11 protein-coding genes are annotated in these 12631 nt (G+C 68.6%); 7 read left to right on the plus strand and 4 right to left on the minus strand.

Annotated elements, in window-relative coordinates; translation table 11 throughout:
• Positions 1–109: 109 nt before the first annotated feature.
• Positions 110–5572, minus strand: coding sequence for a carboxyl transferase domain-containing protein (locus AB0M14_RS29275; protein ID WP_365000365.1), 5463 nt, complete (start codon positions 5570–5572; stop codon positions 110–112).
• A 69-nt stretch (positions 5573–5641) separates the two neighbouring features.
• Positions 5642–6769 (minus strand): acyl-CoA dehydrogenase family protein, encoded by a 1128-nt coding sequence (locus AB0M14_RS29280; protein ID WP_365000367.1) that lies wholly within the window; start codon positions 6767–6769, stop codon positions 5642–5644.
• A 95-nt stretch (positions 6770–6864) separates the two neighbouring features.
• Between AB0M14_RS29280 and AB0M14_RS29285 the strand changes: the two genes are divergently transcribed.
• The 5 genes from AB0M14_RS29285 (at position 6865) to AB0M14_RS29305 (ending at position 10559) form a co-directional block, all read left to right on the plus strand.
• Entirely contained in the window at positions 6865–7914 is a 1050-nt protein-coding gene (locus AB0M14_RS29285) for a DUF6745 domain-containing protein (protein WP_365000370.1), read from the plus strand.
• A 9-nt stretch (positions 7915–7923) separates the two neighbouring features.
• Positions 7924–8319, plus strand: a complete 396-nt coding sequence (locus tag AB0M14_RS29290) for a hypothetical protein (RefSeq protein WP_365000372.1) — start codon at positions 7924–7926, stop codon at positions 8317–8319.
• Positions 8319–8663: a helix-turn-helix domain-containing protein gene (locus AB0M14_RS29295; RefSeq protein ID WP_365000373.1), complete on the plus strand. Its 345-nt coding sequence runs from the start codon at positions 8319–8321 to the stop codon at positions 8661–8663. Before AB0M14_RS29290 ends, AB0M14_RS29295 begins: the two co-directional genes overlap by 1 nt.
• 49 nt (positions 8664–8712) lie before the next feature.
• The gene (locus AB0M14_RS29300; protein WP_365000375.1) at positions 8713–9342 is read left to right on the plus strand and encodes an NAD(P)-binding domain-containing protein; all 630 of its coding nucleotides are present in this window, start codon (positions 8713–8715) and stop codon (positions 9340–9342) included.
• Between the two features lie 71 nt (positions 9343–9413).
• Complete coding sequence (locus AB0M14_RS29305; RefSeq protein ID WP_365000376.1) at positions 9414–10559, plus strand: serine hydrolase domain-containing protein; 1146 nt, start codon at positions 9414–9416, stop codon at positions 10557–10559.
• 4 nt (positions 10560–10563) lie between these two features.
• Here the strand turns inward: AB0M14_RS29305 and AB0M14_RS29310 are convergent, their stop codons facing one another.
• Positions 10564–11001, minus strand: coding sequence for a GNAT family N-acetyltransferase (locus AB0M14_RS29310; RefSeq protein ID WP_365000377.1), 438 nt, complete (start codon positions 10999–11001; stop codon positions 10564–10566).
• Between the two features lie 56 nt (positions 11002–11057).
• On the opposite strand from AB0M14_RS29310, the gene AB0M14_RS29315 reads away from it, so the two are divergent.
• Both AB0M14_RS29315 and AB0M14_RS29320 read left to right on the plus strand, forming a co-directional pair.
• Positions 11058–11615, plus strand: coding sequence for a TetR/AcrR family transcriptional regulator (locus tag AB0M14_RS29315; RefSeq protein WP_365000378.1), 558 nt, complete (start codon positions 11058–11060; stop codon positions 11613–11615).
• Positions 11616–11683: 68 nt separating this feature from the next.
• Positions 11684–12094, plus strand: coding sequence for a hypothetical protein (locus AB0M14_RS29320; protein WP_365000379.1), 411 nt, complete (start codon positions 11684–11686; stop codon positions 12092–12094).
• A 131-nt stretch (positions 12095–12225) separates the two neighbouring features.
• On the opposite strand, the gene AB0M14_RS29325 is transcribed toward AB0M14_RS29320, so the two are convergent.
• Positions 12226–12570, minus strand: a complete 345-nt coding sequence (locus AB0M14_RS29325) for a MerR family transcriptional regulator (RefSeq protein WP_365000381.1) — start codon at positions 12568–12570, stop codon at positions 12226–12228.
• Positions 12571–12631: the final 61 nt, after the last annotated feature.

Below are 12631 nucleotides of genomic sequence, written 5' to 3' on the forward strand. Positions count from 1 at the left end.
GCCGACAGTAGCAAACCGGCGGCACTCTGCAACAGCCGCCACCTATTTGTTGCGCAAACGCCGATCCGCGCCCCCGAAGGGGCGCGGATCGGTGGGTCAGGCAGGCGAGCTAGCGGGACAGGCCCGCTTCGATCGCCTCGATGATGCGCGGGCGCAGTTCCTCGGCGCGGATGACCGCGTCGACCGAACCGACCTCGACGGCACGGCGGATGTCGTGCACCTTGTCGAACTCGGCCGCCACATTGGCGATCTTCTCCGCGCGCACCGAGGAACGCAGCTCACCGAGCTCGGCGGTCAGCGCCGCGCGGTCGGTGCCCGAAGCGCTGGCGGTGCGGGTCTCCAGTTCCCGGACCCGGGCGTCGGCCGCGGTCCGGGTGTTGACCTCACCGGCGAACACCACCGCGGCGGCCGGAGCGCCGCCGAGGACCGAGGCGAACGAGCCGTCGACGGCGAGCACCGTCATGTTCGGGTTCAGCTTGTTCGAGAACACCACGAACGCGCCGCCGTGGTAGCGCGAGATCACGCAGAACACGATGGGGCCCTGGAAGTTCACGACCGCGCGGCCGATCTCGGCGCCGTACTCCAGCTGCAGCTTGCGCAGCGACTCCGGGGAGCCGTCGAAGCCGGACAGGTTCGCCAGCACGACGAGCGGGCGATTGCCGCTGGCCGCGTTGATGGCGCGCGCCGTCTTCTTCGACGACCGCGGGAACAGGGTGCCGGCGGTGTAGGTGTCCGGGCCGTCGGTGGACGGGAAGCCGCGGCGCGGAATACCGCGGGACTCGATGCCCACCAGGCAGACCGGGATGCCGCCGAGATGCGCGTCCAGCACCACGGACGTCTCGGCGTCGGCCATGCCCGCCCAGCGCTCCAGCACCGGGTGGTCCTGGTCGGACACCGCGCGCATCACGGTGCGAATGTCGAAGGCCTTCTTGCGATCCGGGTTCGCGGCGGCGGAGAAGATCTCGCCGACGGTGGTGAAGTCGCTGCCCGCGAGGTCGTGCGGGAAGCTGGAGACATCACGATCGGACGGGTCGCTGGTCCGCGACCGCCGCGGTCCGGCCTCGCCGGGCGCGACATAGGTGTGGTCGTAGTGCGCCATCAGCACATCGCGCGCGGCCGGCAGGTTCGGCGCCCAGTACTGCGCCTCGCCGTTCGGGCCCATCACGCGGTCGTAGCCGCCGATACCGAAGTTGTCCTCGGCCGAGACGCCGCCGGAGAAGTCCAGCGCCTGCTTGCCGGTGAGCACCATCGCCGAATCCGGGGTCATCACCAGGATGCCCTTGGTGTGCATGAGCATCGTGGCCTCGGCGTTCCAGTACGGCTGCGCGCCGACATTGATGCCCGCGACCACGATGTTGATCTCGCCGCCGTCCTGGGTGAACTCGACGATCCGCTTGAGCGCGGCCGCCACCCAGTCCATGTTCTCGGTGCCGGACTCCATGGAGATCCGGGCGCCGGAGGACAGCGCGTACCACTCCACCGGCACCTGCATCCGCTCGGCCAGATCCAGGGCCGCGATCACCCGGCGGCACTCCGGTTCCGACAGCGCACCCAGCGATTTCGTCGGATCGCCGAGCAGCGCCACGCGGGTGATGCCCTCGGGGTAGCGCTCGGTCTCGGTCGAGACCACACCGGTGACGATCGCCGCGGTATTGCGGCCCCGGGGCCGGTCGACCGGCACCAGGGTGTGCGTGTCGTCGAGGTCGTACTCGGCGAAATCGCCCAGCAGACCGGTCAATTCGTACGGGTACACGGTGTTGCGGCTGCTGGCGCGCAGCACCTTCTGCCGGTACTCGTCGATCGGCTCGACCACGTCGTCGGTCGGTTCGCCGACGGTCACCTCGGTGCCGCCGTGCGAGTCGAAGGAGATGCGCAGCGCGACCTTGGTCAGCTCGCCGGTCTCCTGATCGCGCTCGCGGGCGATCAGCAGGATCTCCTCCAGCCCCGCGCCCGCGGTGGTCGGCAGCACGTGCCCGCCGATGATGGACTGCAACTCGGCGCGCGTGACATCGACCGGCGGCCAGATGTACATGACGATCCGGTTGGTGTTGAACCGCTTGGCCGAGGGCCGCCGCGACTGCGCCCGGCGCAGGGAATCCAGGCAGGTCGCGATGGTGATCTCGGCGGTCGGCAGGGCGCGCAGGTTGCCGTCCTGATCGCGCAGCGTGGCCAGGTCGCGGACCTGGGCGAAGGCGATCAGGCGGTCGTCGCCCGGATTCTCCTTCGCCACACAGCGATACAGGTACACCTCTTCGTCGTCCGAGGACGGCAGGCGGGTGAGGTCGAACTTGCGCAACCGCTCCATCTGCATCCGCTGCGCGATGTAGGGGTGCAGGCCGCGGATCAGTCGTTCCTCGGCCATACCGGTGGCGGACGGGCGGAAGGTGACGTGGTGGTGCATCACCGCGCCGCCGCTGCCCGCGACGGTGGCGGTGATCCGGTGCACCTGCTTCGGCAGCGGATGCGCGCCGATGGCTTCTTGCAGGGCCGCGGCCATCGCATCGAAATCGTCCGGCTGATCTTCCCAGCTCAGGTAGATGTCGACGTCGACCGACGCCGCGGTGCTCGCCAATCCGGAGAGGCCGCGCAGGGTGGCGGCCAGCGCGTCGTAGCGCACCGCGGCCGAGACCAGGCTCAGGCCGTCCCGTTCGGCGATGACGAAGGTGCAGCCGTCGGCCTGCTGGGTGCGCAGGCCGGTGAGGCCCTTGTTGCCGTAGTAGCGGCGGGTCAGCACCTCCAGCATGACCGTGTTGTCCTGGCTGCCGCGCTCCAGGCGCTGGCCGAGCAGTCGCACCAGCGGTTCGGTGCTGCGGACCATGTCGGCGATCCGGTCGGCGCGGTCGGCCGAATCCGGGTGCGCGTCCAGATGGGTCAGGTTCTTGCGGACGTTGGTGTAGACGCGAGCGCGGTTGCGCCGCAGCAGCGGCCGGCCGTACCAGGCGTAGACCACGCCGCGGGCGAGGTCGGCGATCACCGGGAAACGCACCTGGGTCGCGGCCATCAGGCGCTCCAGCGCCAGGCCGACCGGGTCGCGCAGCACGCCGTCCGGCACCGGCTCCTGCAGCCACTCACGCAGCAGCGTGGTGATGACCGGAACCGTCTCGGCGAGGCGCTGCTGGGCCAGGAAGACCCGGAACACCGCGGCTTCCAGCTCCGGCGAACGATCCAGTTCGGTGATGCCGTAGTGGCCCAGCGCCTTGGCGAGCTTCTCCTGGAACGACTCCGGTACCCCGGCCCGCTCCACGTCCAGGCTCTGCAAGTAGGTGTGGAAGAACTCGCGGGCGCTGTGCACGTGGCCCTGGCTGTCCTCGCCCAGCACCCGGCTGTGGCTCAGATCGGCGAGATCGGCGAACACGTCGACGAGTTCGAGTTCCTCGGCCAGCGGCCGGCGGCCCTCCTGGATGGCGGTGCGGCGCGCGGCGAGGTAGTCGCCGAGCACGCGGCTTTCGTCGTGCGGGTCGACGTCGAAGCCCAGCAGCAGGCTGCGCAGGTTCTCCTGGCCGCGGATGGTGCGCTCGTGCTCGAGATGCGCGGGCCCCTCCGGCAGGTCCAATTCGACGGTGGCGACGGCGGTTTCGTCCTGGGCCTCGTCGTCGTCGGCGATCGGCTCCAGCCGCAGCAGCGGCGCGCCGGTCTCGACCTGGGTGCCGACGGAGACGGCGCACTCCTTCAGGCGCGCCTTGAACGGCGCGCGCAGCACCGTCTCCATCTTCATGCTCTCCAGCACCAGAATCGGCGCGCCCGCCTCGACCTCGGCGCCGACTTCCAGCGGGGTGGCGACGACCAGCGCGGGCGCGGGCGAACGGACGACGCCGCCCTCGTCACGGCTGACACGGTGCGTCACGCCGTCGACGTCGACCAGGTGGATGGTGCCGTGCGTGCCGGTGACCAGCCGGTACCGGACGCCGTTGACCACGATCTGGCCGGTGTACTTGTCGACGCGCTCCAGATCGACGTCGGCCGTGCGGATTTCGGCGCCCGCCTCGATACCGATGCGGAAGCGGTGCGCGCCGATGCGGGCGACGCGCACCCGGTAGGTGGCGCCGCGCAGCTTCAGGTCGAGCGGGCGGCCGCTGTCGTGCTGCACCTGCGGGCGGCCGCCGGACGCGGTGGACAGCAGGCGCTGCTGCTCGAGCTGTTCGTCTTCCTCGTAGGCCTCGATGGCGGCGGCGGCCAGCGCGACGGCCGAATGCCGGTGCGAGACCAACCGGCCCTCGCCGCGGACCCGATCGATCCAGCCGGTGTCGGCGCTGCCGTCGATCACCTCGGGCTGGTTCAGCAGGTCGAGCACGAAGCTCTTGTTGGTGGCGCCGCCCTCGATGATGACCCGGGTCTCCGCCATCGCCCGGCGCAAGCGGCCCAGCGCCTGGTCCCGATCCCGGCCGTAGGCAATGATCTTGGCGATCATCGAGTCGAAATCGGCGGGAATGGTGTCGCCTTCGCTGACGCCGGTGTCGACGCGGACGCCGGGGCCGGCGGGCAGATCAAGCCGCTGGATGCGGCCGGGCGCGGGGGCGAAGTCGCGGTCGGGATCTTCGGCGTTGAGGCGCGCCTCGATGGCATGCCCGCGCTCGGCGGGCGGCTCGCCTTCGAGGCGGCCGCCGGCGGCCACGTGCAGCTGCGCGCGCACCAGATCGAAGTCGGTGGTGACCTCGGTGATCGGATGTTCGACCTGCAAACGGGTGTTGACCTCGAGGAAGGCGAACATCTTGTCGCCCGGGTGGTACAGGAACTCGACGGTCGCCGCACCGCGATAGCCGACCGCGATCGCCAGCCGCTCGGCCGAGGCCTTCAGCTCGGCCACGCCCTCGGGGGTCAGGACCGGGGAGGCCGATTCCTCGATGACCTTCTGGTTGCGGCGCTGCACCGAGCAGTCGCGCACGCCGAGCGCCCAGGCGGTGCCCTGACCGTCGGCGATGACCTGCACCTCGACATGGCGGGCGCCGGTGACCAGGCGCTCCAGGAACACCACGCCGCTGCCGAACGCGCGCACGGCTTCCTGCCGGGTGCGTTCGTAGGCGTCGACCAGTTCGGCTTCGTCGGTGACCTTGCGGATGCCGCGGCCACCACCGCCCGCGGTGGCCTTCAGCATCAGCGGATAGCCGATCTCGGCTGCCGCGGCGACCGCGTCCGCGACGGTGTCCACACCGCCGCGGCTCCACGGCGCGACCGGCACGCCGACCTCCTCGGCGATCAGCTTCGCGCCGATCTTGTCACCGAGTTTGCGCATCGCCTCCGCGCTGGGGCCGATGAAGGTGACGCCGATCTGGTCGCACAGTTCCGCGAAGGCCGGATCTTCGGCGACGAAACCCCAACCGACCCACGCGGCCTCGGCACCGGTCGCGACCAGCGCTTTTTCCAGCGCTTTCAGGTCGAGATACGGGCGCGCCGAGGCGGGGCCGAGGTCGTAGGCGTGGTCGGCCTCGCGCACGAATGTCGCGGTCCGATCGACATCGGTGTAGAGGGCGATGGTTTCGATCGACCGCCCAGTCTCCGCGGCGAGATCCCGCACGGCATGGATGAGGCGCATGGCGGCCTCACCCCTGTTGACGATGGCGATGCGGTTGAACACTCGCCGGCTCCTTCCGTCCATTGGCTTAGATTGCCCCTAGGTAAGCACGTTCACTGCATGATCTGCGAGTTACTCGTCGGTCACCTGCAGCACTTCACGGCCGATTTCGCCGGCCATCACCTCGGTCGAGTAGGCCATCAGCTGGCCGGCTTCGGCATCGCGCAGGTGGCGTTGGATCGGAGATTGTTTCAGGTAGCCCGAAGCGCCGCCCACCCGGACACCCAATTGCGCCACCTCGACGGCGATCTTGTTCGCCAAGTATTTGGCGCGCATCAAGGTCGGGAAGAAGCTCGGAATTCCGTTATCCGCCTCGACAAGCCCGTGCTCGTAGAGCGCGTGCGCCGCGGCCAGACGGGATTCGACGTCGGCCACCTCGAATTGCACCCACTGCTGATGCGAGAGCGGCTTGCCCAGGATCTCCCGCCCGCGCGCGTGTTCGACCAGCGCGCTCAGGGCCGCGTCGGCGACGCCGAGGGAGATGGCGGGCAGCCCGGCCGGAATCGTCTGGAAATCGGTGAATCCGGGTGCGCGGCCGCGGTACTCCGAACGCAGCACGGTGTTGTCGAATGCCAGGAGTTGGCTGCGCGTGGCGCGCAGGCCCAGGGTGTCCCAGATCGGGATGACCGAGACCGACGGGTCGGGCAGCGGGACGCCGAAGAAGGTCGGCACGTCGTCGACCCGGGCGTTGACGATCAGGTAGTCGGCGATCTCGGCGCCGGACACGAAGCGCTTGGCGCCGGTCAGGGTCCAGCCGCCCGTGGCCGGGAGCGCGTCTTGCTGCGGGTTCAGGAAGCGGTTGCCGCTGGCCGGTTCGGACAGCGCGTTCGCGAAGCGCTTTCCGGCGAGGAATTCCTCGGCGAAGAACGGGCCGAGAGTGTCCCTGGTGAATTCGGCGAGGCCGACGCCCGCGCCCGCGTGCATCAGCCAGATCGTCGCGGTGGAGGGATCGGCTTTGGCCAGAATGCGTAGTAGCCGGCCGAATGCCCGATAGCTCATTCCGGTTCCGCCGACCCCGGCGGGCAGGACCGCCGCGTCGGCGCCGGCCTTGTGCAGCGCCGTCAGATGATCGACCGCGATCTCGGCGCGGTCGTCGTATTCCGCCGCTACCGCGGCGAAGCCGGCGGCGAGTTCGGCGACCCGCTCGAGCAGGTGGTTTTCGGCTTCGGGCAACGACATCGGGTGCTCGTTAATGGTCACGAATTGCATTCTGGTCTAAGGAAATCGACAGGCGGCCGGTTCGGCGTTATCCTTTCGTCCATGATCATTGGAAAGGACAACGTCACCGTCGTCGGGTGAGCGTTCTCGCGCAGCGGCACGCTGCAACAATCCGTGAAGAATGGCTGGGTGTGGCGCTGTCCACGATGCCCGCCGATCGTCCTGCCGCCGAGGCGGCCATCTCCGAGCTGTATCGGCTCATCGGGCTGCGGCCACCGCGGTTCCGGTGGGTTTCCTCGCCCTTCGCCGCATTGCATACGGGCCCGCCGGGTCAACCCGGACGCAAGCCCGAATTCACTGTCACCCAACAACTCTCGGCTCTTCGCGCCGGGTTGCAAGTCGACATCGACGGGCAGCACGGCCGACTCGGGGCCGCGGCCAACCAGGCGATCAGCGAGCACTTGCTCCAGTCGCTGAGCCAAACCGTCACCCGGATGAGTTCGCTGATCACCGCCGAGGCGAACGCGGAGGTCTTCAGCCGCGATTTCAACTGGCAGCGAACCCTGTCCGTGGTCTGGCTCGCACACGCGGAGGCGGTGCGCCGGATCGGGAATTTCGCCGTCGATGAGCGAATTACCTTGTGGGAGCAGGTCGCTCGATCATGTGGGTGGTGGTGGCCGCAGCCGGAGGTGTGTGTCATCTCGGAGCGTCCGGTCCTCGCGAGAACCGAGGTCTCCGACGAGCGGGGCGAACTGCGGTTGCACTGCCCGGACGGACCAGCCCTGCGCTACCGCGACGGCTGGACCGTGCACGCCTGGCACGGTACGCGGGTGCCGGAGTGGGTACTCGCCGATCCCACCGTGGCGCGTATCGACGCCGAGGTCAATGTCGAGGTAAGACGTTGTGCCATAGAACGATTCGGGTGGCCCGCGTACATCGAGGAGGCGGGCATGCGGCTGATCGCGACCGCGCCGGATCCCGGAAACCCCGGCTTCGAGCTACGCCTCTACGACATGCGGCGGTCGTTCAACGTGCTCGTCGCCGTGAACGGCTCGCTCGAACGCGACGGCACCCGCCGCCGTTACGGACTCACCGTGCCGGGCGGATTCACCGATCCCGTCGCCGCGGCCGGCTGGACCTACGGCCTGACCGGCGCGCAATATGCCCTGCTCCAACGACGTACCTGAGGTGAAATCATGACTGTCACTTACGAATCCACCACCCGCGCCCTGCACATTCCGGTGATCGACGGCGTGCAGGCCCAAGGCGACCTGATCGTCGTTCCGCTGGATTTCGTCGCCGCGGCGATCACCTGGCGACCCGATCGCGAATGGACCTTCATCACCGAGATCGAACTCCTGCGCGGCGCGGCCGGCGGCAACCCGCACGTGCTCGTCGCCGAACCGGGAACCTGCCGCTGGACCACCCAGTTCCACGACTCCGACCGCTTGGCGATCGGTATCTTCCAGACCACGGCGGTCGCCTACCTCATGCATCCCGAGCACGGCGCCTCCGGCTGCTCCCCCGGCGCGTATCTGGTGCGCCGCCAGCGCGAATTCGAAGGTTTCCGAACCAGATTGGTCGCCGACTGATGAGCGATTCCGATGTCTTCCTCGCCGACTGCCCGGCGCGCACCACCCTGGCCCTGGTCGCCGACACCTGGTCCGTGGTGGTGATCTACGGGCTGGGCACCGGGCCGCTGCGCTACAGCGAACTGCGCGATCGGATCGGCGGGATCAGCAAGAAGATGCTGACCCAGACCCTGCGAAAGCTGGAGGCGTCGCGGCTGGTCGAGCGGCGCGCGCTCGCCGCCGCGCCACCCGGTGCCGAGTACTCGCTCACACCGCTCGGGCAGAGCCTGCTGGAACCGGTGTCACTGCTGGCGCGCTGGGCCGAGGAGCACGCCGAGGAACTGGTGGCCGGGCAAGAGCTTTGAGCGTCGTGGGGAACCTCCGGGTTCCCCACGGCCGCTTAGCTTTCGGTGCATGAGAATCGCACTTTTCGGAGCCGGCCATATGTCCAGCGCGCTGGGCGCCAAATGGGCTGCGCACGGCCATGACCTGATGGTCGCCGGGCGGACGCCGGCCAAGGCCGCCGCTTTGGCCGATCGTTTGGGCGCGCGTGCCGGGTCCTTCGCCGAGGCGGCGGAGCACGCCGAGGTCGCGCTGATCGGCGTGCGGTACCAAGGGATGGCGTACACGCTCGAACAGATCGGGGACGGCTTGCAGGGCAAACCCATCATCGACTGCAACAATCCGGTCGAAATCGAGGGATTCACCCTCGTCACTCCGCCCGGCGAAGCAATGGCACAGCAGATCGCGAAGGCTACCGGCGGGCACGTCGTCAAGGCGTTCAACCTCTGCCACAGCGACGTCTGGCGGATGCCGGCGCTGACATTCGACGGCCGAACCCTCACTGTTCCGTATTGCGGTGATGATCCGGACGCCTTGCGCGTTGCCGAACAACTCATCGCCGAGACCGGCGGTATTCCGCTCCGCACCGGCGACCTGCGGCACGCGCATTACCTGGAGGCGAGCGCCGCGATCATCATCGCCCAGCTCTTCGGCGGACTGCCGACCCGCACGGTGTTCAACCTGGTGACCGCCGAGCAGTAGTGCCAGCACCACCGGATATTCGGGCGTCAGCAGGCTGATCGCTGGGCGCCGGCTTCCGTAGGTTGAGTTCTGTGAAGGTGAAACTTGCGGTGCTGGCGGCGGCGATTCTGACAGTGATGTCCTGCGGCGTGGACGATGCGGGCGAGGTGCAAGAGGCGGGACGCGCGCAGGTGACCGCGGCCCTGAACGAGGCGGTGCGACTGGGGCACCCGGGTGCGCTGGCGGTGATCGACGACAAGGGCCACAGCTGGTCGGTCACCGCCGGTGTCGGCGACATCGCCTCCGGTACGCCGTTCCCGGAGGATGGCCAGTTCCGGATCGGCAGTGTGACAAAGACATTCGTGGCGACGGTCATGCTGCAGCTGGTCGCTGAGGGCAAGGTCGAGCTGGATGCGCCGGTGCAGCGGTATCTGCCCGGAGTGGTGCAGGGGCCCGGCATCGACGGCAATCGGATCACCATCCGAAATCTGCTGCAGCACACCAGTGGACTGCCCGAGTATGTGGCGGAGTTCGGGGCCACGCCCGAGCCCTGGCAGATCGATTTCCTGTCCGAGCAAGTGCGGTGGCAGACCACAGACCTGGCCGCGGTCCTGCGCACCGCGCTGACCGCTCCCGCCGAATTCGAGCCGGGCGCGAAATGGCAGTACCGCAACACCAACTACGCCTTCGCCGGGATGGTGATCGAGAAGGTCACCGGCGCTCCGGTCGGGGCGGAGATCTCGCGGCGCATCATCGAGCCGCTGGGCCTGCGCGGCACCTATTTCCCGGAACGGGACGAGACGGCGATGCGCGGCCCGCATCCCACCGGCTACAGCGAAGTGCGTGGTCAGCGCGTCGACTACACCGATCAAAACGTGTCGTCGGCCGGAGCCGCTGGTGCGATGGTCGCCAGCGGCGGCGATCTCAACCGCTTCTTCACCGCGCTGCTGGGCGGCGAACTCATCCCGCCCGCGCAGCTCGCGGAAATGCGCACCGTCCGGATCGTCGGCGAAGGCGGCACCTTGGCCTACGGCCTCGGCCTGATGCGCATGACAATGCCTTGCGGACAAGAGTTCTGGGGCCACAACGGCGGGATCACCGGGTCGGTGACCTACGCCGGCCTGGCCCCGGCCACCGGCCGCGCGGTAGCCATCAACGTGAACCAGGACTTCACCGATGAGGAACGGGCATCCGCCGGCGAACGCGCGCTGGCCGCCGCGGTCTGCCCCACGTCCTGAATGCTCAGATCGGCATCGTGTACACGATGAAACCACGGTTCTCGGCGACCTTGTCGTAGAGCAGGCGGGCAGCGTGATTGTCGTCCTTCGTGTGCCAATACACCCGGCCGCACCCGTGCTCGCCGGCCCATGCCTTGACAGCGGAGATCAGTTGCCGGGCAACGCCTTTGCCGCGGACCTCCGTGGCGGTGAACAGGTCTTGCAGGTAGCAGAGATCGGAAGAGGTGGTGCTCGGGTGGGCGAAGAAATGCACGATGCCGACAAGTTCGCCGCCGAGTTTCGCGCCCAGCGCGTGCATTCGAGCACCGGATCGGAACTCCGCCCAGGCACGGTCATAGAACCCGTCCGGCATGGTCTCGCGACCGTAGAAGGCGTTGTAGCCCTCGAACAGCCGCTCCCATCCGGGGCGGTCGGCCGGCTCCAGCGGTCCGATGACGATCACCCGGCCACGATACGGTTACCGACGACAACGAGGCCAGCCCCGGAGAGGAGCCACCTTTGGGCGTCGCACGCACACCACGCCAGGCGTGGATCGAACAGGGTTTGCGGATATTGGCCACCAACGGCGTGGACGCGGTGCGTGTCGAGGTGGTGGCCAAGGCGCTCGGCGTGACCAAGGGTGGCTTCTACGGCTACTTCGCCGACCGCAACGCTCTGCTGGAGGCGATGCTCGAGCAGTGGGAACGCGAGTGCACCGACGATGTGCTGGAACGGGTCGCGGATATCGAGGACCCCCGTGAACGGGTAGTGCTGGCCGGGCGGCTGACCCTGTCCGGCGATCGACTGCTCGGCATCGACCTGGCAATTCGCGATTGGGCCCGGCGCGATCCGGCGGTCATCGAGCGCCTGCGCCGCGTGGACGACGTGCGCATGGACCTGCTGCGCGACATGATCGGCACCTTCTGTTCCGACCCCGACGAGGTCGAGGCCCGCAGCCTCCTCGCCTTCTGCCTTGCCATCGGCAACCAGTTCCTCGCCGCCGGACACCAGGGCCGCACCCGCGAAGAAGTCCGCGCCCGCGCGTCCGCCCTCATTCTCAACCGACCTGAAAGATGAGGTCTTTGGCCCGATTTGGGCGCTATGTTACGTTTGCCGCCCACGTTTGAGCAAAGGGTTAGCAACGCATGTTCACCAGCACTGTCCCGGTCCGTTTCACCGCTGCTGCCCTGGCGCCGCTCGCCGCGGCCGCGGTTTTCGCGACCCCGGCACAAGCCGCCGTCACGAACCTGACCGTGTCGACCGTCCCGACCTCCGGTTCTTCCGAGGGCTACGGCATCGGCTGCACCTACGACGTGGTCGTGCAGGTGGACGGACCGAGCGTCGTCACGCTGACCGTGCACGGCCCGCAGGGCGCGCCCCTCTCGCAGACCGATCATGCCCCCGGTGCGGCGCGCTGGGTCCTGAAGTGGACGCCCCGCGTCACCGGTCGGTTCGAACTCGTCGCCGAGGACGACCACGGCACCCGGCTGACCCGCACCGTGGACGTCCGCAATTCCGTCTTCATGGGCAAGACCTGCGTGCCGCTGCCGGTCTAGGGAATTGGTCTTCCAGGCCATCCTGCTGCCCGGCGCCGAACACTGACTGTTCCGCATCGACGCCGAGGACTTCGAAACGAAGGTCGACGCGATCTGGGCGGCGGTCGGTGCGGGGCGGCGGACCCGCGTGACTAGTGCAGGCTTCCGCTGACGTCGATCAGCGCGGCGCGGCGGCGGTTCAGTTCGTCGAGTTGCGCGTCGACTCGGGAGAGCTGATTGTCGAGGACCGCGACCGAGTGCGGGCAGGACTGTAGTCCGGGGCCCGGCTCGGTGCACGGGAGCAGGGAGCGGATCGCTTCGGTGGGCAGACCGGTGTCGAGCAGTTCGCGGATGCGGGCGACGCGGGTCACGGCGTCCGGCTGGTACCAGCGGTAGCTGTTCGAATCACGCTCGGAGGTCAGCAGGCCCTGCTGCTCGTAGTACCGCAACAGCCGGGGGCTGACTCCGGTGCGGTGCGACAGTTCTCCGATGCGCATGGGTCGGGCGTTCCCTTCGACGACTTGACCTTGACACTGATGTCATACGGCAACCTCGCGG

It is taken from the genome of Nocardia sp. NPDC051832 (assembly GCF_040681285.1).
GTDB lineage: Bacteria > Actinomycetota > Actinomycetes > Mycobacteriales > Mycobacteriaceae > Nocardia.

What these genes read in the sequence shown, in the direction of transcription:
- AB0M14_RS29325 (WP_365000381.1), bottom strand. Translation starts at nt 12,570, where the DNA reads ATGCGCATCGGAGAACTGTCGCACCGCACCGGAGTCAGCCCCCGGCTG.
- AB0M14_RS29290 (WP_365000372.1), top strand. Translation starts at nt 7,924, where the DNA reads ATGACTGTCACTTACGAATCCACCACCCGCGCCCTGCACATTCCGGTG.
- AB0M14_RS29300 (WP_365000375.1), top strand. Translation starts at nt 8,713, where the DNA reads ATGAGAATCGCACTTTTCGGAGCCGGCCATATGTCCAGCGCGCTGGGC.
- AB0M14_RS29320 (WP_365000379.1), top strand. Translation starts at nt 11,684, where the DNA reads ATGTTCACCAGCACTGTCCCGGTCCGTTTCACCGCTGCTGCCCTGGCG.
- AB0M14_RS29295 (WP_365000373.1), top strand. Translation starts at nt 8,319, where the DNA reads ATGAGCGATTCCGATGTCTTCCTCGCCGACTGCCCGGCGCGCACCACC.